Below are 21,983 nucleotides of genomic sequence, written 5' to 3'. Positions count from 1 at the left end.
GCCATAACGGCGGGCATGATGCTCGCCGCTACCGCGGCCACCGCCGCGCCCGATGCCGGTGCACCGGACGCGGCCGTTGGGGCGCCGGCCGAGGCGACGGTCCGCGTCGTGCTCAAATTCGTCAAGCACCTGGCAGGCGCGGGGGTGCGCTTCGATGCGGCGAGTTGTCCGGCCTGTCGCCTCGTCACCGAAGCCAACTGGAACGCCGACAACGACCGAGAGACCGTGGTCGCCGTGACGGTGCCGCGGATGCGGTCGCTGGAGCTCGGTTTCGCCGGGTCGGTCGCGACGATCCGGCGGGTGATCCTGGAAGGCGGCGACCTGCCGTTCCGGCGCGAGGGCGCGCGGATCGTCGTGGCGCTGCCGCCGGTGCCGGCGGATGCGATCACCGCCGGCGAGGTGGCGACGCATATCGTCGAGCCGGGCATGGTGCTGCGCTTCGAACATGCCGATCCGGCGCGGCAAGCGGGCGATTATGCCGGCGGCCGTTTCCCCGCGGTCGAGCGCGCCGCGGCCGACGTGCTGGAATTCGCGCAGCGGGAGGCGGTGCGCGAACTCGGGCTGGGCGAGCATGTCGCGCGGGCGGGGCTGGGGACGATCCAGATCATGGGCTTCGACACCAACGCCCCCCACGATCATCGCGACTCCCCGCCGCACATCCACATGCATCTGCGCTGGCCGGGCAATACGGGGACGCAGATCGGCCATTATTACATCGGGCCGGACGGTTTGCTGACCCACAATGTCGTCGGGGTCAAAGGCCTCGATGCGCCGCAGCGCCGCTTCGAGCGCGGCCAGGCGTTCACGACGATCGGCGCGGACGGGCAGGGCGTCTACACCCACCGCATCACCGCCGAAGGCTGGCTCGATCTCGGCCGGTCGGACGGCCCGCTATGCCATATCCGCCCGGCCGGCGCCGGCGGCTTTGCCTCTGGTGCGATCGTCGCCTGTCCGGGGCAGGCGCCGCGGCGGATCAGCGTCGACGACGACCTCGCGCACGGCGTCCTGACCGTCGACACCGACGCGATCCGCGAAACCTTCCGCTACGATCCCGATACCGGCCGGCTGACCTCGCCGAGCGACGTCCCCCGGCCCGGCCCGTCGGTGTTCACCGGCGACGGGTGACGCTGCGCACCGCGCATCACGCCAACGATCAGGAGGAAACGATGACCAGCGGATAGCGCATGCCGCCCTCGACCCATGCCATTTTTCGAAAAGGAAAGATCAATGATCAAGTTTGCCAAGGTAACGGCGATGTTCGCCGCTCTGGCTGCCGCGGTGATGCCGACCGCCAGCTCGGCCTATGAGGTGATCGCGCATCGCGGCGTCTATCATGACATCGATACCAATCAGACGCTGTCGGAAAACTCCTATTGAGCCAGGTTGCCAGCCCTCGTCGAAATAAGCGTCGCGATTTGATCCAGGCCCTGCGAGGAAATCAGGATCAGCGACCTGTGTCGGCTGACGAACGAGCCGATCGAGCGGCTGAGGCCGATCTGCCCCAAGGACTGGCCTCGGCAGGTGTCGGGTCGGAAGCGCAACGGCTGCCCGGCGACCGCGCCACGACGCGGACTGGTTTAGAGACGCCCCGCTGATCAAGGGCGTCCAGCCCTGTATCCACAGCCGGCGATCACGCAACGAACCGATCAGATACGGCGCAGGGGGCTATCGGTTAGGTAATCGTATCGCGATCATTGTCATGGCTCATTAACGGCTTCCCCGTCTAGGAAGACGGAGAATGTTCCGCACGCATAATGTCAGCACTCTAACGGCTTCCAGATAAGCGACTTGGCACGCTAACGAATTCCAGCTTGGCGTGAGAGGAAGTTCAGCCCAACGAAAAAGGGCCGCCCCTCTTGGGGCGGCCCAGTCGTCTAGAACTCGAAGCGTTCTTGGTTCGGCCGACGGGTCTTTGCGAAGTCGGCCTCGATTTCGACGCGCGACCATCCGACACCGTCGTCGATCATCCGCCGCCGGTCGAGCCTGGCGCCCCACCTGTGCTTCGCCTCCCGGCTGTCGATGATGCGCGCGGCGACCTTCAGCATCTCCGACACGACGAGCGTCTTGTGCGGGCCGTGAACTTCGGGCGGCAGGAGCTTGGCGATGTCCTGGTAACGCGAAGGGTCGATGTTGAGCAGCTCGATAGCATCGCGCTGGCGCATCACGGTTGCGAACGTGAAGTGCGCCGCGTGATCGGCCCTGTCGAAGACGTTGGCGAGCACTTCGTCGATCGCGGGACCGGAGGCGACCCAGATGCGGTCGATCAGCCGTCCCGGCGCTCCGCCGATGAAGAACGGCAGACGGCCGTCGACGAGCGCCGCGATGATCGCTGCCCACGGCTTTTCCCGCCCTCCGATCCGGTGCACGGCGAGCCTCAGCGTCAGCCTCTCGCCGGAGCCTCCGTCATCGTTGGACACGGCTCGGATCCTGTCCAGCAGCGTCTCGTAGCTCGCACGCGTGACGCGCAGGTTGGGAAACAACGCGAGCACTGCGGGACTGTTTGCATGGGCCAGCTGCCCGTCGCAGATCAGCTGCTCGACGCCATGCAGCGTGATGCCGGTCTCGTCGACGATCTGCGTTGCCTCGACGCTGTCCTTCACGGCGTCGGCGATCGCCTCGACATCGGACAGCAGGAAGCTGCCGTGCGTCCGTGCCGTGCCCCGGGTGATGCGGGGCACGATCGCCTTGGCACGGATGAGGCGCACCATGGAGCTGCTGCGGATACCGATGATCCGCGACGCCTCCTTCCCGTCCACGATCCCGGGGGCGATGCGCCTGATCACGTGCTGGTAGTGGCCGTTGACGATGTCCGGCATCGCGGCGGTGACCAGCGCGCGGTGGTCGGGCCACGCGCTCTCGCCGTGGCAGACGCGGCGCACCGCCGCGATTGCCGCCATTGCGAGCTCGTGATCCTCACCCGTCTTCTCGGCCACGAGCCGGGCGACGCTATCGGGCCAGCCCGCGATGATCTCCGAGCCGATCTCGAGCGCCGTGATCGCCTCGTCCAGCGGGGCAGCGAGCCCTCGGCGCAGCCGAGCACCGGTCCCGCCCAGGCCGACGGCTCGGCCCAGTTTGAGGCCGAGGTAGAAGACGATCCCTCGGTCCTGCGCCCCGAGATCGGGATGCAGGGCGTCGCGCACGGGTCCGTGCACCTCGGGCCGGGGATCGATCAGCTTCCCCAGCAGCGAGACGCGGTCCAGCCGGTTGCCATCGATGATGCGGGGCTGATCGTTGACCCCCGCGCCCGGCACGCGGCAGTCGTAGCCGGCCGAAACGAACGCCGTGCGGTCGTGGTCCGCCCCGCTGGTCCTGTAGATCGCGCATTGCGAGGTGCTGGTGATGGTCCGCCAACCCAGCCGGGTGCCGCAGGACTGGCAGCGGTCGACGATGATCGCTCCGTCGTCGACATCCACGGGCAGGTGGATCATCTGCCACACCGCCTTGTGGTGCACGCCATTCCCCGCCGTGCTGCCCATGCGGCGACGGTCGTAGAGCACATCGCTCGCCAGCACGCGCGCGCCGAAGAAGTCGATCGTGTCCATACCCGCGATCGACTCGGTGAGGGCGTGAGCGCGTTCGTCCACCACTGCCTGCGGCTGGTCGATCACGTGCGCGAGGGCGGCCCGGGACTGCTCATGCCGCATGGTGATGCCGATGCCGTTCCACGTTCCAAGTCGCGCGAAGCTGAGGATGGTGCCCATGTCGGGGTGGCCATTCTCCTCGGCGGTGCGCACGAGCACGCTGGGCAGAGACTCGCCGCCGACCGGGACGATCGGCCAGCGGACCTGCGGGAGGTCGAGCGCGCTCATCGCACCACCACCTTTCCGTCGAAGACCATCGGGAACGGATTATCCTCGCACACGCCCGTGGGCACGGCCCAGTCGTCCGTGACGCGCGACAGGTCGTAGGGCTCGATGCGGGTCGCGCCGCGGCTGACGGCGTGCACGGTCGCCTGGCGGATCAGGTTGACCGCCACGCCAACCACGCCGGCCGAGATGACGAACAGGCACCGCAGGATGCGGGGATCGTCGAGGAAGGACCGTTCGGGCACGATCCCCCGGCCGACGATGAAGTCGTCGAGCTTGCGCAGGAACGCCTTGAAATCGGTGCGGTCCGCCTCGTTCTTGGCGTCGAGCGCCTTGATCGGGGCCGGCGCGAGCATCCTGTTTGCGAGCTGGATGTTCTTCTGGATGAGCGGCAGCGCGGCCTCGGTCCCAACGAGGCCGAGGGTCACGACGCCGTCATCCAGGATCCGCTTGATGGTGTCCGTCACGTCGCGAGCGCTCGGCGAGCGCAGCAGGTGCTGGGCCTCGTCGAAGATCACCATCTCCGTGCCGGCCCGCCGCATGGTGGCGTAGGCCCGGGTGCGGAACGTCTCCTCGGTTCCCCGGCCAGGCGGGTCATCGTGCCCCTCGAGGACAAGCGCCCAGAGGCGGCGGTTGGTGCAGCCGTTGTCGACCTGAACGATCACCACGGGCTTCGCGGGGTGCTTGCCAACCTGCGGTCGCCCCGCAGCGGTCCGCGCCGCGAAGGTCTCCATCGAGGTCGTCTTGCCCGATCCCGACGCGCCGAGCGACGCGATCAGCATCTTGCGCTTGTCGCCGGACGCGACGCCGATGCGCCGCGCCTGGTCGAACGCCCCGATGACGCGCTCATGCGCGGGGTGGACGATCCTCGCTTCGTCGAACCGTCTGCCGGATTCGATGGCCGCATCGGTGTGCTCGGAGAGCGGCTCGCGTTCGCCCGTGCGCGGGACGAGGTCGTTGGGCAGCTTAGCGAGGGTGTGGTTGGAGCCCATCATGCGTGCTCCTCCATCATCTCTTCATCCGGGACGACCTGTTCCCAGTCGAGATCCTGCACCTCCTTCAGCTTGGACCGGATCGCCTTCTCCGCTTCCGTCTGGGCGACCGGCCGGCCGTTGGCATCGACGTCCGTCACAGGCTTCGGCTCGGCCATGGGGTCGGAGCGCTCGTCACACGGATCTACCGGGATGACGGCGTCGTCGTGGACGACGGTCGTCGGCCCCGCGACGACGGCATTGTCCTCCAGCATCCGAGCGATCGAGCGGCGGTTCCGCAGCGACATGTCGGGGGCGAGTTCCTGGATGCGCTTGTTGAGCGAGGCGCGGGCGGCCAGCTGGTCCTCTTCGGTCGAGAAGGCCATGTTCCTGGACGCGGCCCACTTACCGATCTGCTCGTGCTGATGAAGAGACAGCCCCTCGGCGTATCCGATGTTGGCCGCCTCGTATTCGAGCCAGCCATGGCCGGGAACCCAAGCGTGGACACGCCCGAGGTTGGCCGTGTTGCGCTTGACCTTCAGGTTGGCCGAAGCCCCATTGTCGCCGAGGCCGGCCTTGCGAGACTTGCGCCGACGGCCAGTGCTGTTGCGACCCTCCTCGCTGGGGGCCTCCGTGTAGCCCTCGCTGGTGGCGACCGCCTGCGCGCCAGCAAGCGCGTCCAGGCCGATCTGGACGTGCGTCGGGTGCGTGTAGCGGATGCCGTTGAGGACGAAGCCCCAGCGGTGGAGCTGAACGCCATAGATGGTCTCGCCGAGCAGGATGCCGAAGCGGGGCGCGTCGGTCATAAGGTGGCGCCCGTGCGCCGCCATCGACCTGGTCCAGAACTGCGCCGGCTGGGTGCCGATGCCGCTATGCACCGTCATGTGGTAGACGGCGATGAAGTATTCGATGAGTTCGCGCAGCTCCGATATCGTCAGGCACGCCTCCTTCTCGGGATCGTAGCCGAATTCGCGCATCAGCTTGGGCGCATAGGTGGCGCCGGGCAGCTTATCGAGCAGGAAGGTCTTCAGCGTATGGAAGATCCGCTCCACGATCGCCTTGTCGCGGGCGCGTCGCACGCGGGCGAAGCGGAGCACGGTCCCGACGTCGAGCAATGCCTGTCCGAAGGGCATGGAGGTGTAGTTCGACCCCCGGTCGACGACGATCTCCTCGAACCGGCAGTTGATCCGCTCGAGGACCGGATAGAGTTCAAGCAGCTCCTTGGGCACGCGGTTGTAGGCGTTGGCCGCCTTGATGGTCTCGATCGCGGTATTCGCCGTCGGCGGCGAGAAGCTCAGCAGGTATCCGACGATGCAGCGCGAGGCCACGTCGACGATGAGGCAGAGGTTCGGGCGGCCCGCCGGCAGGCCGCGCTCGGCGTCGAAGCACGCGATCCCGTCGAGCACGGTGTCGTCCATCGCGCCGAGCTGGCCGATGCGCGTCGCCTGCAAGCCGAGGCCGGCGCCGCGGAAGTTCTTGGCCGCCGCGGTCTTGCCGTACTTCTTCGTGTAGCGCTCCTCGGTCAGCAGCTCGCCGATGCGCCGGCGAAGGGTCTCGCGGCTTGGGGCGGAGAGCTGATCGGTCGGCGGGCGCGTGACGTTGATGGCCTTCACCGCGTCCTTTAGGTGCGCCGTGCTGTCGCGCAGGCGCAGGCCGCGCTGGGTGTAATAGTGCTCGGCGGCATCTTCGAGCGGCTGGACGAGAGCGGGATCCAGCCGGCTGGCGCGGTTGCCCTGTCCCGAGCGGGACATCAGCTCGGCGACCGATATGGTCTCCGGATCGCCCTTGCCGAGCCATGCGCGCACGCTCTTGGTCGTTGGACGCTCGCCGTGATCGGCCTCTAGGCCGAGTTCCTTCCAGACCTCGGTGATGGTCGCCGACAGCTTCGGGTGGCTGGCGCCGATGCCGCGCGCGGTGATCTCGCGGACGAGCTTCCACTTCGCCAAGGCGAAGGGATCGATCGCAGCCGCCTCGTCGTCGTCGTGCTCCGGCACGAACACGCTGGCGTCGACGGACTGGATGCGGAGCAGCCTGTTCTCGCTGATGGCGCGTTCGGCCCAGAGCGCGTCAGGTGCGAACTTGGCTCCGGGGATCTTCGGGTGCGGGAGCTGGAACGGGCCGCCCGTGTTCAGGTTGCGGATCTCGAGGTGACCGTCGCCGAGCGATGCGCGGATCGCGAGCGGGATATCCCCGTATTGATACTTGCCCTCGAACAAGTTGGCGACGGTGGTGTCAGCGGTCGGGTCGTTGTCGTATTCGTTCTTCATGGTCTTCTCCTGCGCGCATGCGGAGCCGTTCGGCCCCGGCGCGCACGGAAGACCACGGCTGGTGATATGGCTGTGGTCTTTGGCGTCCGACAGATCTCAGGTGGCCGCATGGTGCGGCAGGATGTCGGATCGGGTGGATCGAGCGCGGGTTGTCCGCCGCCCGGGAGCATCGGGACGCCGCGCCACCGGGGCGGCGTCCCTGAGGTTGATTTCGGAAGTTCTGGCTGGTCGGCTTGTCGGCGGAGGTTCGCCGGTCGTCCTAGTTGCGGTGCCCGAAGATGCGGATCGACGGGAGACCACGCGGCATGGGCGGCGCGGCGCGGACCGGCGACGAGTGGCCGAGCGGCACCTCGAGGTCGATCTCGACGATACGCCGCACCATCATCGCGCACGCCATCGAAAAGGCATTGCCCTCGTGGCCGTGGATGCGCGCCGTGAACTCGCCGAGCTTCATCGGCCCGTCCGCCAGGAGCTGGCTGGCGTGGATGGCGACGTGGTCGGGAACGCGCACGCTGCGGGCACCGTAGATGCGGTCGACGTTGTTGCGGAAGGTGCGACTGCCCAGCGTCTCGGGCACGACCGGCAGATATTCCCAGCCGAGTGCAGCGGCTGCGGCTTCGCCCAGCAGCCGTTGGGTAACGGCGCGCGGGCGGTAGAACGCCGCCCAGTCCGGCTTGCACTCGCAGATCTGGCGGGTGCCGTCGCGCCACAGCCGTGCCCGATCGATGATGGTGCGGTGGCTCTCCCCGTCGATGCGGCCCTCAACCGCGAACGCCTGCGGGATGCTAGCCATAACGTCGGCGACCACCTCGTCGTGTTTGTCGAGCAGAACCTCGGTCGCGCCGGTCAGCACATGACCGGCGCGGTATCGATAGGACGAAGCCTTGACCACGCTGGTAGCCCCGCTCCCCACAGAACCGATGGAGAGGAACGAGTGGCCGTTCCTGGGCGGGATGATACGCAGGTTGGTGACGGGTCCCGCATAGGCGTGGGACGAGAGGGGTAACGAGGCCATTGGCATCTCCATATGAGCGCGAATCAGATCGTGAAACGCTATCTCTACGTAGTTCATTTTCCTGTTGGCGCAATCGTGAAATTACGTCATAGCGACTTTGATGGTTAATGCATCCGAACTTGCCGACGACGAGATGACGCTGCTGGGCCGCGCCTGGCCCGATGGAGTGCCGGATCAGGAGATAACGCTTCTGCGCTCACTAACTGCGCCGAGGCGGTCCAAGGTAATGGCGCGCCTCGGCGCTCTGCTGGACATCGAGGACGCTCGGCAAGTGAACCCCAACGCGCAGGTAGACATGCGCGGCAAGGCGCTAATGGCGGGATTGACCGCCGACGGCCTATTCGGCCTCCGAAGAAAATGGGAGGCGGCTCGCTCGCTGGCGTCGATAGCGCCATACCTCGGCAGGGCCGAGCGCCAGCCGACGCAGCGGCTCGATGATGATCCGATCGTCATTGCTGCGCGAGCACTAATTGCCGATGAGCCTGGAAGCCCAGACTCGGTGCTTGCGTCCCGGCTGCGGAAGGACTTCGGTGCTTCGGTTCCAAACATGATCCGCTTGGTGCGGCGTCTGCGCCGTGACGACGCGACGGATCCGGCACGTGTCGGCAAGACGTTCGGCCGCTCTTTGCTCGTGGACCTGTGCGCCATCGACTACGTGACCGTGGCCCGGCCTGTCACCACCATCGTTTGCGCGGTGGTGGTCGAACGGACCAGCGGTTTGATCCTAGGTCATGCGGTGGAGGCCTCGGACGGTGATACGGTTGCGGCCGAGTCGGCGGCCGTTCGCGCCGCGATTGCCTTCGTCACGGAGCGGCGCCTGGATGTCGACGGCGTTCCGTCCGAGATCGAATTGACGATCGGCGACGGACCGCGGGCTCCCGGCGCGTTCGCCAGCGCCCAGCGCATCAGGTGCGAAGGGGTCGATCTGCGCGTCAACAGCGTAGGTCCCCGACGGTATGGGCAGCGCCTCGTCTCACAGCTTGGCAAGCGCCTAGGGCGGTTATGGTGGCGCCCTCGGTCGTCGGCACCCGGATGCGAGCCTCCGCCGTCGGACTGGGGCAATGCGATCGCGATCTCGGATGCAGCGGTCATGGTCGCGGTCGAGGTCGATGGCCACAACGCCGAGACGCTCGCCAGCCTCGCGCAAGGGGGAGTCTTCCCGGGGTGGGGCATGGCGGAGGGTGCGATGGTCAGCTCGCTGCGCCGCCTTCTCGGGGTTCTCGGCGACAGCTGACTACCTCGCCTGAGGTGGCGTCCTCCACACTGGACGCTCGCTCCGCAATGTCGACGGCCGGGGCAAGCGCCGTCGCGACCCTCATCAGCCAGTCCGATGGCATCTCGTCTAGGACTGTCATTGGCGGATCCTGCCCATCACGCACGACGCTCGCGATGAAGGACGCCGCTTCGGTCGCATCCACGGCTTGACGGTCGGGATAGGCAGCCTTCCGCTTGCTCGCCGGCGAGCCGACCAGCTTGCGGCGGAGCTTGTAGCTGCCGACCGAGGTGCCGAGAAGCGCAGTCGCGACGGCGCCGGGGCGCCCGGCGGCGCCCGCGCGGGTGACGACCGACATCCCCAGTGGCGAGAGGACGCCTTCGAACCACTCGGTCGCCGTGCCGTCGGGCACCGATACCACGACGGTGCCGGACCTGTGGCAGGGTCTTATCGCTGGCTGGGCCGGATCCGGCATAGCGCGGAGCAGCAGCGACTTTAGGTCGGATGTCATAACCATGTCGGTGACCGCGTCGATCGCCACCAGCTCGCCGCGCACACCTTCGGCCAGGACGATGAGTTGTGGACGCACTCTGTCACCCCGCGCCCCGAGAGCAGGAATGTCGCTGACGATCACGTCGATGAGCAGGTCAGCCCCGATATCGTTCAACGCGGCGATGCCACGAGTAGCCGACGCTTCGCGGATGTATTTGCCGATGGTTGGCCGTGTGGGAGGCGTGAAGCCGGCATCGATGATCCGGCGCTCCGCCTCGCGTGCGGTTTCCACCCCGTTGGCGTCGGGCATGAGGTCCGCAACCTCTCCTATAATGCGCAGGACCTCCGGCGGCAGGGTGGTCGGTCGATGGCGCTTTGTGGCGCGCAGCGTGATGTCCTCGGCCCGCCGGCGGGCGGTCCAGGCACGGGCAAGCAGGTAGAGCTGGTGGTGGCTGATACCGAGGGCGTCGCACGCCTTCCGCCGCGCGGCCGGTCCGCGACTCCGGGTGAATTCCTCCAGCACCGTGACCCGGCGCAGCACTTCCGGCCGCAGCGCCGGTTCGACGAGGGAGAGGTCAACTTTCGACGGGTCGAATGACATGGGTCTTCTCCATTCTGATTGCGATTTTCGGGACGGCGGATTGGATGGTCGGTCTCGCAAGGGGTTGAGATCGATGGTTGGGTTGCCCCGGCGCGAAGCTGCCCGCACAAAGGGGGCGGATCGCCCTCGAAGCGGTCGTCCGGATCCGGGGGTGACGAGTGGCTGAGACGGACGATCAAGCGGCAGCAGTCCCACCGGCTCCGGGGGGCATCGTGCCCGAGGCGGCTGGCTTCACCTTCGTCCGCAGCGGAGATCATGGCACGCAGCAGCTCGATTGGAGCAAAGGCCCCGAGCAGGTGCGCAAGGCGCTTGGCGAGGCGCTTGGCGCCCGCAACGTCTCATTCCTGCTTGGTGCCGGATGCTCGTCGATGGTGGTTGCCGGCGCTGAGCGCGGCATCTCCACGATGGCGCCGCTGGCGAAGGAGTTCTGCGACGCGGCCGGTGCCGCCGCCGGCGGTCCTGCTTGGGCACTCGACGCATCGGACCTGTCGTGCCTGGCGGGGCACGGCCTGACGCTGACCGGCGACTACACGCGCAACCTTGAGCGGCTGATGGAGACGCTGCATGCGCTCCGTTTCGTGCTGGCCCGGAGCGACGACGCTGGCGACGAGGACGAGGTCGCAAGCGTCGAAAAGATGATCGCCAAGGTGCACGCCTTCCTGTGGGAGCGGTGCACCGCCGGTGCCTTTGCCAGCGGGGACGGCAACGTCCTGTCCCTCTACGAATCGTTCTACCGGCGACTGGTTCTGCGTGACCGGTCGCTGCCGCGCCCCTGGGTCTTCACCACCAACTACGACCTGTTCAGCGAGCGTGCGATGGACCGATTGGGCCTGCCATACGCCAATGGTTTCTCGGGCGTCGTCGAGCGGCGGTTCAATCCGGCTACGTTCCGATATGCCCTGGCGGAGCAGCTAGATATCACGAACCGCAAATGGTCGGCCGTCGACGGGTTCGTGTACCTGTGCAAGTTGCACGGCTCGATCAGCTGGACTGAGGATGATCACGGTCTTTTCCCGATCCGCGAGACGTGGCCGCAGACTGCACCGTCGAAGGTCATGATCTTTCCGACACCGGCTAAGCAGAACTCCAGCCTCGGCTCCCCATATTCGGACCTGTTTCGCGAGTTCCAGTCGCGCATCGTGCGCGAGCAGAGCGTGCTGATCACTATGGGATACGCCTTCGGCGACGAGCACCTGAACAACATCATCTATCAGGCTCTGACTATCCCGACCTTCAGGCTGATCATCTTTGCTGACCCGGATTCGGGTGGCGACATAGCCAAGCTGCGCGGGCTGGCGGACCCGCGCATATGGATCATCGGCGGGTCGGGGCCGCCAGGCGGCGCACCCGCCCATTTCTTCAGCACCATCGTTGAGCACCTGCTGCCGCGGCGTCCGTCGGACCGTATCGACGACGCGGTCAAGCTGGTGCTCCAGACGATGGCGGCCGGATCGCCCGCAGCCACGGTGTCGACCGATGACGACTGACGATCGCCGCCGCGCCATCGGCTCGGTCGTCGCGGTGGCGGCGGACAGGTTCGTCATCGAGATGCATGGTGGCACCGACAGCTTCACCGTCGTCGGCTTCGACGACGTCCATTACGTCGCGCGGCTCGGCTCGTTTGTCATGATACCGGCGCAGGCCGAGTATGTCGTCGCCGAGATCGTCGGCTTGCGCGAGCGCGATGCCGGTGGTGGCGGCGAGATCGACAAGGCCGGGTCCGCCAAATTCCTCGACGTCGTGCCCGTGGGCATGCTGCCTGTGGAAGGCGGCAGGTTTCGCTTCGGCGTTTCCATTTTCCCCTCCCTCTATGTTGACGCGCTCTATGCCCTGGACAAGGAGCTCGACCGCATCTTCAACACCAGTCCGGCGTGCGAAAGGTCAACGGGGCCGGACGGCGGCGACTGTGTTCCGGCGGAGGCCACCCGGTTGCGCATCCTCGAGATCGGCCGGTCGGTGGTCTTCGAAGGCTATCAGGTTAAAGTCCGCATCGACGAATTCTTTGGCGGTCACGCTGCGGTGCTTGGCAACACGGGGAGCGGCAAGTCGTGCACCGTTGCGGCGATCTTGCAGGAGCTGTTCGACAAACCGGAGGAACATTACGCGCGGGGCGCGACATTCGTCGTGCTGGATGTGAACGGCGAGTATCACCAGGCCTTCGCCGAGCTCGCTGACGGCGGGGTTATTGGGGTAGACAGGCTGATCTTGGACGGAAGCGCCGCGGCCGGCCGCTTCCGAATCCCGCACTGGTTTCTCGACCTGTCGGAGTGGGAACTGCTGCTGCAGGCGAGCGAGCGCACGCAGGTTCCCATCCTCCGCATGGCGCTGGGCCTAGCGACGCTGTTCGGTGGTGCCGCCGACCAGCAGTTGAATGCCATCCGCAACCACATCCTCGCAAAGTGTGTCACCCAGATACTGTCGGACGAAAGTCCACCGGGTGCTAAGGAGACGCGGATCCTCGGCATACTCCAGCGCTTCCGCACGACCGAAATCAGTTCGGGCACAATCGGCACGATGGTGCATACGCACTTTGGTAAGATGGACCACATCGAGGACGCTTTCGAATACCTGGTCGGGGCGGACGGGGACGGCGGCTTCGTCATTGAGGATTTCAAGCTGCCCGACTATACGAACAGCCCGTTCGACTTCGCGACTCTGGGCGACGCGATCGACTTGGCGCTGCTGTATGAGGAGGCGCACGGCAACCGCCAGATCCGCGACTATTGCTCGCAGATGGTGACGCGGTTCAAGGCGTTGCTCGAGCGTGAGGACTATGCGTTTCTGCGGCATGCCGCGGCCGGCGGGACCAAGGATACCGGCCCATTCCTTGCCCGCCTGCTAGGTCTGGGCGCTGCGCAGGGGGGGCACGTCAAGGCGGCGCAGATCGTCATCATCGACATGAACGCCGTCGAGGACGAGGTCGTCGAACTGGTAAGCGCCGTCACGGCGCGCATTGTCTTCCGATTGCTGCGGCGGGCAGATCCCCGCAGCCGTTTCCCCGTCCATCTGCTGCTTGAGGAGGCGCATCGCTACATATCGTCCGCGCCGTCGAAATACGCGCTCGACGCGGGCCGGGTCTTCGAACGGATCGCCAAGGAAGGCCGGAAGTATGGGCTGTTCCTGATCGTCGCGTCGCAACGGCCGAGCGAACTCTCCAAGACCGTCCTTTCGCAGTGCTCGAACTTCGTCGTGCACCGCATCCAGAACCCCGACGACCTCTCGCAGATCAGGCAGATGTCGCCCTCGATCTCGGACGGCGTGCTGCGTCGACTGCCGACGCTCCCCAAGCAGCACGCGCTCGTCTTCGGCAACTCGGTTAATCTGCCGACGACCTTCAGGGTCCGCAGCGCCGATCCGCTGCCGGCCAGCGACGATGCCAAGATCGTCGATCTTTGGTTCCACGAGGCCGGACGCAAGGCTGGCATCACGCTGTCGGCCGCGCCCGCCGACCTGATCGACGACCAAGACGATCCGGCGGCATAGAGGGCGCGAAGACCGGCTGCAACGCAGGTCGCACGAGTGATGCCGCGTCCTGTCGCTGGGGCGTCTGATCCACACGCAGGTGTGGGGATATGCCACACACCTTGGTTGGGCGGGATTGCCTCGCCCGCGCATGCAGCCCATCCTAAGAATGGAGGGACTGCGGATGCCAACGCGGAGACGAGTACACACGCTGGAACGGTGGGAGGTCGCGCTGGTCAAGGCGATGCTCGCAACTGGCGGCTACAATGACCAGGACGTCCTCGCTTATTTCACTCGGCCCACCCGGTCGGTGAACCACCGCGCCATCGCAGAGATACGCACAGCTGCAAAGCATCGGGCAATCAGGCCTGCCACCGACACCCAATTATCGGAATTCCTCACCCACTGGCCTGACGTTGATCCGGAGACGGGTCTGAGTCGGCGAGGCGACGAGCTGCTGCTGAAGGCGCGGGAGGCGATGATCGCCGCGGTGCACTGCTTCAACAGTGGCGGCCTGACGTTCCGCGCGGAACTGTTCATTACCACCGCGGTGATCGCCTGGACATATCTGCTTCACGCCTTCTTCAAGCGCGAAGGCATCGACTATCGCTACAGGCAGGCCGGAGACGTGGCGCTAACACCAGGCGGCGGAGAAAAGTATTGGGAGCTTGGCAAGTGCCTGCGTCACGCGCGCTCGCCAGTCACCAGCGGGGTCAGACTCAATCTCGAATTTCTACTCGAGATCCGTCACGAGATCGAGCATCGCTCGACCAATCGCATCGATGACGCTTTGGGCGCCAAGCTGCAGGCCTGCTGCATCAACTTCAATGCGGCCATCCGTTCGCTGTTCGGAAGCCAATACGGCCTCGAGCGTCGGCTTCCGCTGGCGCTCCAGTTCGTCACGTTCGATGGCGACCAGCGGACCGCGCTGAAGGCGGCCGCGGGCCTGCCTGCGAACTTGGCCACGACGATGGATGCGTTCGATGGTCGACTTAACGACGAGCAGCGCGTTGATCCCGCGTTCGGATACCGCGTGGCGTTCGTGCCCAAGGTCGGTAGCAAGGCCACTAACGCCGACTTGGCGGTCGAATTCGTCAAGCCAGGCACGGACGAGGCGCGGGAGATCAGCCGCGTTCTTCTAAAAGAGGTGGACAAGATGCGCTTCACGGCGACGCAAGTTGTCGACAGGATGCACGCCGAAGGGTTCACGCGCTTCACGCAGACGTCGCACACCTCCCTGTGGCGAGCGCTGAGCGCGAAGGACCCGGCGAAGGGCTTCGGTCGGGCCGGCGATTACGCCGGCACCTGGGTATGGTTCGACAGCTGGCTCGCCCGCGTGCGGGCGCACTGCCAGGAGCAGGGCACGCGGTATTTTCCGGCCCAGGGCGCCCCAACGGCTTAGCCACCCGGATCCCCCGCTGGCTTGCTCTCAGACGACGATCGGTGCGTCGCTGCAAGGACGTCGTCGAGCTGTCGCTGTCCGAATCGCGCATAGAGCGTCGGCAGCACGAACAGCGTCAGCAGCGTGGCCGAGATCAGCCCGCCAATGACCACGGTCGCCAGCGGCTTCTGCACCTCGGCGCCCGCACCGTGGCCGAGCGCCATCGGCACGAAGCCGAGCGATGCGACCAGCGCGGTCATCGCCACCGGCCTGAAGCGGGTCAGCGCGCCTTCGCGCGCCGCCTGCGCCCGGGTCAGCCCCCGTCGCGCAAGATCCTGGATCGAGCTGAGCATGACGAGGCCGTTGAGCACGGCGACGCCGGATAGCGCGATAAACCCCACCGCCGCGGATATAGAGAACGGCAGGCCGCGCAGCAGCAGCGCGAGGATGCCACCGACGAGCGCCAGCGGAACGCCGGTGAACACCAGTGCCGCGTCCCGGACGGAGCCGAGCGCCCCGTAGAGCAGCAGCATGATGACGGCGAAGCAGATCGGGACCACGATGGCGAGCCGCGCCCTTGCGGCCGCCAGGTTCTCGAACTGACCGCCCCACTGCAGGTAGGTGCCGGGCGACAGCTGGACCTGCTGGTCGATGGCTGCCTGGGCGTCGGCGACTACCCCGGCCACGTCGCGCCCGCGGACGTTCGCCTGCACCACCACGCGGCGCTTTCCGTTCTCGCGGCTGATCTGGTTCGGACCGTCACCGATCGCGATGTCGGCCACGCTGGCGAGCGGCACGAACGAGCCGCTCGCCGTCGGCACGGGCAGCTGCCCAAGCGTCTGGATGTCGGATCGGGACGACTCGGCGAGACGAATCACCACTGGGAAGCGCCGGTCGCCTTCGAAGATGACGCCCGCGTGCTTGCCGCCGATCGTCGCGGAGACGAGGTCCTGCACGTCGCCGGCGGTCACGCCGACGCGCGCCATCGCGTCGCGGTTGGGCCGGATGTCGAGCAGCGGCAGACCTTCGGTCTGTTCCACCCGCACGTCCGCTGCGCCGCGGACCTTCCGCAGCACCTCGGCGATGCGTACGGCGGTGGCGTTCATGCTCGCGAAGTCGTCGCCGAACACCTTCACCGCAATGTCGCCGCGCACGCCCGCGATCAGCTCGTTGAAGCGCATCTGGATCGGCTGCGTGATCTCGTAGCCGTTGCCCGGGATCGTCGAGACCTTTTTCTCGATCCGCTCGACCAGCTCCTCCTTGGGCATGTTCGGGTCGGGCCATTCGCCTCGCGGCTTTAGCATGACGAAGGTGTCCGTCGCGTTGGGCGGCATGGGATCGGAGGCGATCTCGGACGTGCCGGTGCGCGAGAAGGCGTATTGGACCTCCGGCTCGCGGCTGATCGTCTTCTCGACGGCGAACTGCATCCGCTGGCTCTGGTTCACCGACGTGCCGGGCGGACGCCATGCCTGAACGAGGATGTCGCCTTCGTCGAGCTGTGGCAGGAACTCCTGTCCTAGCGTGGTGAAGGCCAGCGACGCGATCGCGACGCCGAGCACCGCACCGCCCATGGTGATGCTGGGGCGCCGCATGGCGGCATCGAGACCCGGCTCGTATCGAGCCCGCAGCCAGGCGACGACGCGGCTCTCCTTCTCCTCCACCCTGCCGACGAGGAAGGCGGCGATGGCGGCGGGGACGAACGTCAGGGACAGCACGAAGGCGAACAGCAGCGCGATGATGACGGTCAGCGCCATCGGCTCGAACATCTTGCCCTCGACGCCCGAGAAGGTGAGCAGCGGCGTGTAGACGAGGATGATGATGGCCTGTCCGTAGAGCGACGGCCGGATCATCTCCCTCGCGGCCGCGGCTAGCACCTCCAGACGCTCCGTCAGCGGCAGCTGGGCGCCGGTCTCATGCTGTCGTTCGCCGAGACGCCGGAGCGCGTTCTCAACGATAATGACCGCGCCATCGACGATCAGCCCGAAGTCGAGCGCGCCGAGGCTCATCAGGTTGGCGGAGACGCCCGCCCGCAGCATGCCGGTGGCGGTGAGCAGCATGGTGATCGGGATAACCAGTGCCGCAATTAGCGCGGCCCGGAAGTTGCCGAGCAGCGCGAACAGCACGACGATCACCAGCACCGCGCCCTCGGCAAGGTTGCGCGCGACCGTGGACACCGTCGAGTTGACGAGCTTGGTGCGGTCTAGGACGGGCTTCGCGACGACGTCAGCTGGCAGCGACTTGCCGATGACCGCGAGCCGATCGGCGACCGCAGTCGCGACGGTGCGGCTGTTCTCGGCGATGCGCATGACGGCTGTGCCGACAACCACCTCGTGCCCGTTTTCGGAAGCGGATCCGGTGCGGATGCCCTGTCCGGCGCGAACCGTGGCGACCTGACTCAGCTGGATCGGAACGCCGTCCCGGGAGGCGACCACCGTCCGGGCGAGTTCGTCGGCCGTGCGCACGCGGGCGTCGGATCGGACGAAGAGGCCGGCTCCGTTGAGATCCACGGTGCCGGCGCCGACGCTGGTGTTGCTTCGTTCGAGCGCGGTGGCGAGATCGTTGATCGTCAGCCGCATCGCCGCGAGCCGCTGGACGTCGGGCACGACCAGATACTCGCGGTCGTAGCCGCCGAGCGAGTCGACGCCGGCGACGCCTTCCGTCCCGCGCAACTGGGGCGACACGATCCATTCCTGGACGGTGTGCAGGTAGGTCGCCTTGTCCGCCTCGCTGACGAGATGCTCGCCCTCGGGCGTGATGTAGCTGCCGTCGCGCTGGAGTCCCGGCTCTCCGTCCCGGTGCCGGACCTTGTCGAGCTCTCGGAACTCGACCGTCCACATGAAGATGTCGCCGAGCCCTGTGGCGATCGGGCCCATCTCGGGCATGATGCCGGCGGGCAGCCGCTCCTCCGCCATGCGCATCCGCTCCGTCACCTGCTGGCGCGCGAAGTAGATGTCCGTCTGATCGGAGAAGACCGCCGTGATCTGGGCGAAGCCGTTGCGGTTGAGCGACCGCGTGTATTTGAGCCCCGGGATGCCCGCGAGCGACGTCTCGATCGTGAAGGACACCTGCCGCTCGATCTGATCGGGCGACAGCGACGGGGCCAGCACGTTCACCTGCACCTGATTGTTGGTGATGTCCGGGACCGCGTCGATGGGCAGGCGCTGGAGGGCGAAGACGCCTGCGAGCGCGGCGATGGCGGTGAACAGCAGGACGAGCCAGCGGCGCTCGACGGAGAATGTGACGAGGCGGCTGATCATCAGTCCATATCCATTTCGCCGCCCTTGCCGAGCTCTGCCTTCAGGGTGAACGAGTTCGTCGTGGCGATACGTTCGCTGCCGGTCAGGCCGGAGGTAACGATCACCTGGTCCCCGTTGCGTCGACCCGTGCCCACCGGCACGGCACGGAACCCGGACGGCGTGCGGACGAACACCACCGTGCGGTTCTCGACTGACTGCACGGCGGTCGACGGAACGGCGATGCCGCGATCGGACGAGGTTGCCGGCAGCATGATGGATGCCGTGACCGGCTCGCCCACGCGCCACTGTCCGCCGGCGTTGTCCAGCGAGGCGATGACCGGGATGAGGCGGGTGGCTTCGTCGAGGACAGGGGAGACGAACGTCACGCGGCCTTCCTGCCGGCGTCCGGCGGCTGTGACCTCGACGTGGGCCCCGGGGCGGACGCGCGCGGCGTCGGCGGGTGGGAGCGACGCCTGCACCGTGACCCTGCCGAGGTTGGCGACGCGGAAGAGTTCGGCGTTGGCGTCGACGGCCTGGCCGAGCACCGCCGGTCTGGCGATCACCTGACCCGAGATCGGCGAGCGCATCGAGATGCGGTTGAGCGCACCGCCGCCGCCGCCCGTGGCGCCAAGCTGCTGCTGTGCGAGGCGGAGCGCGATGCCCGCCTCGGTCGCCGCGGTGCGGGCTGCGACGAGATCCTGTTCGGGCGACACCCGCTCGGCGAACAGCCGCTGCTCGCGCCTGAGGTTCGACTGCGCCAGCGCCGAACGGGCGCGCGCCGCCTCGACCTCGGCCTTCAGGGATGCTGCCTCCCGGCTCTCGATCACGGCGAGCGTATCGCCCTGTCGCACCGACTGGCCGAGATTGCGGGTCAGTGCGACCAGGCGTCCGCCGATCGTCGCGGACACGACCTGCACGCCCTGCGAGTCGCCCTGAACGATGCCGGGCAGCTCGATGGCACCCGCTACGCCGCCCACGGTGGGGCGCCCCACCTCGATCCCGGCGTCAGAGATCTGCTGAGCGGTGAGCGTGACGGCGTCCTTGTCCGCCTTCTTCTCGCCCGTCTCGCCCTTCTCCATGCCTTCCATACCGCCCATTTCGTCGGCCTTCTTCTCACCCGCGCCGCAGCCCGCGAGCGCGAGAGAGAGGGCCGCGAACAGAAGCGTCCGCCTGTAGCTGTTCGTCATCGTGCGTCCTTCGCATCGGTGGGCGCCGGGGCGGTGAGCCGTTCCAGCCGGGCCTGTGCGTCATGGTATGCGGCGAGCGCGTCGATCGCGGTCGCCCGCGTCTCAGCGAGGGTGCGTTCGGCTTCCAGCAGATCGAGCTGTCCGAACTTGCCTTCCCGGTAGCCGATGCGCGCGATGCGCGCCGCTTCTTGCGCAGCGGCGAGCGTCGGGCCGTTCGCGTTGCGGGCGGTCGTCGCAGCATTGGCGGCTTCCGCGCGTGCAGATGAGATCGCCTGTTCCGCATCGAGTAGCGCGAGCCGTCGCTGCGCGTCGGCCTGCTGCCGCTGTGCCGAAGCCATGTCCGTCGATGCCCTGCCGTTGTTGAACAGCGGCAGCGGAGCGGAGAGGCCGAACACAGCCGCAGTGTCATTGGTGGCCTCCAGTCGCCGGGCGGCGGCGCTGATGGTCACGTCGGGGATCCGTTGGCTACGCGCGAACCGGACCTGCGCAGTCGCCGTGGTGAGATCCGCCGAGGCGGCCGCAGCCGCAAGCGTGTCCTCGCTTCGGACCGGCGCTACCGGACCGGTGACGCCGACGCTCGAGAACCATACCACGTCGAGGACGTTCGCGGCTCGGCCGATCAGGCGACCAAGGTTCTCGTCGGCCACCTGAGCCGAGCGGTCGGCGCGTTCGACGGCACCTTCTGCGTTGAGCCTCGCCACGTCGGCGCGCTGCTCCTCCAGCGGGGATGCCCTGCCGGCGCTCACGCGGACGCGAGCCGCGCGGAGGACCTCGGCGGCGATGCCGACCTGCTCTCGTGCGTTCATCGCCCGGCGCTGGGCGGCGACGGCGTCGTTGTAGGCCCGCGTCACGCGAAGCCGCAGATCCGCCTGCGCAATCGTCGCTTCGAGCGTGGCGCGTTCGAGCTGCGCGTTCGCGACCGCGACGCGGGCGGAGCGCTTGCCGCCGAGCTCCAGCGGCAGGGACAGGCCCACCGTCGTCTCGGACGAGCGCAGTCCGCGATACATGCCGGTTCCCGCCACGTTCTCGGACATGGTGTCGAGGGACGGATTGGGGCGCAGACCGGCGACCGTGCGCTGTGCCTGCGCCGCGCTGATGCCGGACCGTGCGGCCTCGATGGCAGGCGACGAGGCGCCGGCTGCGACGAGTGCATCGTCGAGGGTCATCGGAACGGATGACGCCTCGGTATTCTGTGCCGACGTCGGTGACGCCGCCACGCAGGCTGCAGCCAGGACGGCCGCTACGAAACGTTGCATGGATTGCTCCTGATCGGGTGCTTGCCGGGCGTCGTCGCCCGCTATGCGACCGTCAGGCCTGCGGGGGGCGGAGGGTCCGGTTCGTCCAGCGCTGCGGAACGTCGGGCAGAGCGACCCGCGTGAACGTCGGGGAGATGAGCACACGCTCGAAGCGCACGTCGCCGATGGCGGGCGTCGCGACATGATGGCCATGGCAGGCCGCATGATGGGCGGGGAAGCCCTTCCTTGCGTCGTTCGCCGGCTGGTCGCAGCTATCGGCTACATGCATACCGGCCATGGCGTGTGGCATCTCCATGCACGTCACGGTCTCCGCGGCGTGCACCATGCCCGACCAGCCCGTAAGGACGAGCATCAGGCAGGCGAGGAAGGGCAGCAGTCTGCGCATGCTCCTGCTTCCTATCATTCCGCCGCTACCCCGTAACCCCTTGCGTGCAGCGCGAGCTCCGATTGCGCCTGCGATATGATCTGCAGGCCGCCGCCGATGCCGAGCACGGCCATGACGCCGGCAACGATCAGGTCGGGCCAGGCGGTTCCGGTTCCGAACACGCCGGCTGCGGCGAGCACCACGGCGACGTTTCCGATCGCGTCGTTGCGCGAGCAGATCCAGACCGACCGCATGTTCGCATCGCCTGTGCGGTAACGGTAGAGCAACACGGCGACACCTGCGTTCGCCACGAGCGCAGCCAAGCCGACGACGCCCATCACCTCGGCTTCGGGTGTCCGCCCGTTCCCGATCGCCCAGGCGGTGGCGGCGAGGACGTAGATGCCGAGCACTGCGGGCGTCACGCCCTTGAGCAGGGCGGCGCGGGCCCGCCATGCCAGCGCCATGCCAGCTACGCCGAGGCTGATCGCGTAGTTGGCGGCGTCGCCGAGGAAGTCTAGCGCGTCGGCCTGGAGCGCCTTCGACCCGCCTGCGACACCCGCCACCATCTCCCCGACGAACATGAAGGCGTTCACCGCCAGCGCGATCCACAGTGCTCGGCGCCATGCCGGGTTGTTGTTGGCGTCCGGCTTCCCGGGCGCGCAGCTCGTGCAGGCCATTTCCACCTCGTGCGACTCGTTGTGGAAGGGTATATGCACCCTGTAGCAGCTACAG

Annotated in this window: 16 protein-coding genes; 6 read left to right on the top strand and 10 right to left on the bottom strand. The window is 67.2% G+C overall.

The features are described 5' to 3' along the window. Window positions 1-15 precede the first annotated feature (15 nt). Together ACLBWH_RS00790 and ACLBWH_RS00785 are read left to right on the top strand one after the other, a co-directional pair. Window positions 16-1,125 carry a hypothetical protein gene (locus ACLBWH_RS00790; RefSeq protein WP_447796064.1) on the top strand — a complete coding sequence of 370 codons (1,110 nt, stop codon included), beginning with the start codon at window positions 16-18 and terminating at the stop codon, window positions 1,123-1,125. A 102-nt stretch (window positions 1,126-1,227) separates the two neighbouring features. Continuing rightward, window positions 1,228-1,377: a hypothetical protein gene (locus ACLBWH_RS00785; RefSeq protein WP_447796062.1), complete on the top strand. Its 150-nt coding sequence runs from the start codon at window positions 1,228-1,230 to the stop codon at window positions 1,375-1,377. Between the two features lie 497 nt (window positions 1,378-1,874). On the opposite strand, the gene ACLBWH_RS00780 is transcribed toward ACLBWH_RS00785, so the two are convergent. The 4 genes from ACLBWH_RS00780 to ACLBWH_RS00765 form a co-directional block, all read right to left on the bottom strand. Beyond that, window positions 1,875-3,809 carry a hypothetical protein gene (locus ACLBWH_RS00780; RefSeq protein WP_447796061.1) on the bottom strand — a complete coding sequence of 645 codons (1,935 nt, stop codon included), beginning with the start codon at window positions 3,807-3,809 and terminating at the stop codon, window positions 1,875-1,877. Beyond that, window positions 3,806-4,801, bottom strand: coding sequence for a TniB family NTP-binding protein (locus ACLBWH_RS00775; protein ID WP_447796059.1), 996 nt, complete (start codon window positions 4,799-4,801; stop codon window positions 3,806-3,808). Before ACLBWH_RS00775 ends, ACLBWH_RS00780 begins: the two co-directional genes overlap by 4 nt. Further along, the gene (locus tag ACLBWH_RS00770; protein WP_447796057.1) at window positions 4,798-7,044 is read right to left on the bottom strand and encodes a hypothetical protein; all 2,247 of its coding nucleotides are present in this window, start codon (window positions 7,042-7,044) and stop codon (window positions 4,798-4,800) included. The genes ACLBWH_RS00775 and ACLBWH_RS00770 overlap by 4 nt, the downstream gene beginning before the upstream one ends. Window positions 7,045-7,303: 259 nt before the next feature. Continuing rightward, complete coding sequence (locus ACLBWH_RS00765; RefSeq protein WP_447796055.1) at window positions 7,304-8,116, bottom strand: hypothetical protein; 813 nt, start codon at window positions 8,114-8,116, stop codon at window positions 7,304-7,306. Window positions 8,117-8,159: 43 nt separating this feature from the next. Here ACLBWH_RS00765 and ACLBWH_RS00760 point away from each other — a divergent pair, with 43 nt between their 5' ends. After that, on the top strand, window positions 8,160-9,293 hold the full coding sequence (locus ACLBWH_RS00760) for a hypothetical protein (RefSeq protein ID WP_447796053.1): 1,134 nt from the start codon (window positions 8,160-8,162) through the stop codon (window positions 9,291-9,293). On the opposite strand, the gene ACLBWH_RS00755 is transcribed toward ACLBWH_RS00760, so the two are convergent. Further along, entirely contained in the window at window positions 9,250-10,365 is a 1,116-nt protein-coding gene (locus ACLBWH_RS00755) for a hypothetical protein (protein WP_447796051.1), read from the bottom strand. The genes ACLBWH_RS00760 and ACLBWH_RS00755 overlap by 44 nt on opposite strands. 158 nt (window positions 10,366-10,523) lie before the next feature. Here ACLBWH_RS00755 and ACLBWH_RS00750 point away from each other — a divergent pair, with 158 nt between their 5' ends. From ACLBWH_RS00750 to ACLBWH_RS00740, 3 genes are all read left to right on the top strand, one after another. After that, entirely contained in the window at window positions 10,524-11,852 is a 1,329-nt protein-coding gene (locus ACLBWH_RS00750; RefSeq protein ID WP_447796049.1) for an SIR2 family protein, read from the top strand. Further along, window positions 11,842-13,848, top strand: a complete 2,007-nt coding sequence (locus ACLBWH_RS00745; protein ID WP_447796047.1) for an ATP-binding protein — start codon at window positions 11,842-11,844, stop codon at window positions 13,846-13,848. The genes ACLBWH_RS00750 and ACLBWH_RS00745 overlap by 11 nt, the downstream gene beginning before the upstream one ends. Before the next feature lie 148 nt (window positions 13,849-13,996). Then, on the top strand, window positions 13,997-15,229 hold the full coding sequence (locus tag ACLBWH_RS00740) for a DUF3644 domain-containing protein (RefSeq protein WP_447796046.1): 1,233 nt from the start codon (window positions 13,997-13,999) through the stop codon (window positions 15,227-15,229). Here ACLBWH_RS00740 and ACLBWH_RS00735 read toward each other — a convergent pair. From ACLBWH_RS00735 to ACLBWH_RS00715, 5 genes are read right to left on the bottom strand one after another with little or no spacing between them, the layout of a single operon-like run. Further along, complete coding sequence (locus ACLBWH_RS00735; protein WP_447796045.1) at window positions 15,226-18,465, bottom strand: efflux RND transporter permease subunit; 3,240 nt, start codon at window positions 18,463-18,465, stop codon at window positions 15,226-15,228. The genes ACLBWH_RS00740 and ACLBWH_RS00735 overlap by 4 nt on opposite strands. Further along, a complete protein-coding gene (locus ACLBWH_RS00730; RefSeq protein WP_447796043.1) occupies window positions 18,465-19,631 on the bottom strand; it encodes an efflux RND transporter periplasmic adaptor subunit in 1,167 nt (388 codons plus the stop codon). The genes ACLBWH_RS00735 and ACLBWH_RS00730 overlap by 1 nt, the downstream gene beginning before the upstream one ends. Then, window positions 19,628-20,887, bottom strand: a complete 1,260-nt coding sequence (locus ACLBWH_RS00725) for a TolC family protein (protein ID WP_447796042.1) — start codon at window positions 20,885-20,887, stop codon at window positions 19,628-19,630. Before ACLBWH_RS00725 ends, ACLBWH_RS00730 begins: the two co-directional genes overlap by 4 nt. A 52-nt stretch (window positions 20,888-20,939) precedes the next feature. After that, window positions 20,940-21,272: a hypothetical protein gene (locus tag ACLBWH_RS00720; RefSeq protein ID WP_447796040.1), complete on the bottom strand. Its 333-nt coding sequence runs from the start codon at window positions 21,270-21,272 to the stop codon at window positions 20,940-20,942. Between the two features lie 14 nt (window positions 21,273-21,286). Continuing rightward, complete coding sequence (locus ACLBWH_RS00715; RefSeq protein WP_447796684.1) at window positions 21,287-21,928, bottom strand: cation transporter; 642 nt, start codon at window positions 21,926-21,928, stop codon at window positions 21,287-21,289. Window positions 21,929-21,983 lie beyond the last annotated feature (55 nt).

The organism is Sphingomonas sp. M6A6_1c (assembly GCF_053345135.1).
The sequence above is the reverse complement of the archived record's forward strand: the minus strand, read 5'-3'. Positions and strand labels throughout refer to the sequence as shown.

Excerpts from the sequence above, each read along its gene's own strand:
- ACLBWH_RS00790 (WP_447796064.1), top strand. The coding sequence starts at position 16 with ATGATGCTCGCCGCTACCGCGGCCACCGCCGCGCCCGATGCCGGTGCA.
- ACLBWH_RS00785 (WP_447796062.1), top strand. The coding sequence starts at position 1,228 with ATGATCAAGTTTGCCAAGGTAACGGCGATGTTCGCCGCTCTGGCTGCC.
- ACLBWH_RS00780 (WP_447796061.1), bottom strand. The coding sequence starts at position 3,809 with ATGAGCGCGCTCGACCTCCCGCAGGTCCGCTGGCCGATCGTCCCGGTC.
- ACLBWH_RS00775 (WP_447796059.1), bottom strand. The coding sequence starts at position 4,801 with ATGATGGGCTCCAACCACACCCTCGCTAAGCTGCCCAACGACCTCGTC.
- ACLBWH_RS00770 (WP_447796057.1), bottom strand. The coding sequence starts at position 7,044 with ATGAAGAACGAATACGACAACGACCCGACCGCTGACACCACCGTCGCC.
- ACLBWH_RS00765 (WP_447796055.1), bottom strand. The coding sequence starts at position 8,116 with ATGAACTACGTAGAGATAGCGTTTCACGATCTGATTCGCGCTCATATG.
- ACLBWH_RS00760 (WP_447796053.1), top strand. The coding sequence starts at position 8,160 with ATGGTTAATGCATCCGAACTTGCCGACGACGAGATGACGCTGCTGGGC.
- ACLBWH_RS00755 (WP_447796051.1), bottom strand. The coding sequence starts at position 10,365 with ATGTCATTCGACCCGTCGAAAGTTGACCTCTCCCTCGTCGAACCGGCG.
- ACLBWH_RS00745 (WP_447796047.1), top strand. The coding sequence starts at position 11,842 with ATGACGACTGACGATCGCCGCCGCGCCATCGGCTCGGTCGTCGCGGTG.
- ACLBWH_RS00740 (WP_447796046.1), top strand. The coding sequence starts at position 13,997 with ATGGAGGGACTGCGGATGCCAACGCGGAGACGAGTACACACGCTGGAA.
- ACLBWH_RS00735 (WP_447796045.1), bottom strand. The coding sequence starts at position 18,465 with ATGATCAGCCGCCTCGTCACATTCTCCGTCGAGCGCCGCTGGCTCGTC.
- ACLBWH_RS00730 (WP_447796043.1), bottom strand. The coding sequence starts at position 19,631 with ATGACGAACAGCTACAGGCGGACGCTTCTGTTCGCGGCCCTCTCTCTC.
- ACLBWH_RS00725 (WP_447796042.1), bottom strand. The coding sequence starts at position 20,887 with ATGCAACGTTTCGTAGCGGCCGTCCTGGCTGCAGCCTGCGTGGCGGCG.
- ACLBWH_RS00720 (WP_447796040.1), bottom strand. The coding sequence starts at position 21,272 with ATGCGCAGACTGCTGCCCTTCCTCGCCTGCCTGATGCTCGTCCTTACG.
- ACLBWH_RS00715 (WP_447796684.1), bottom strand. The coding sequence starts at position 21,928 with ATGGCCTGCACGAGCTGCGCGCCCGGGAAGCCGGACGCCAACAACAAC.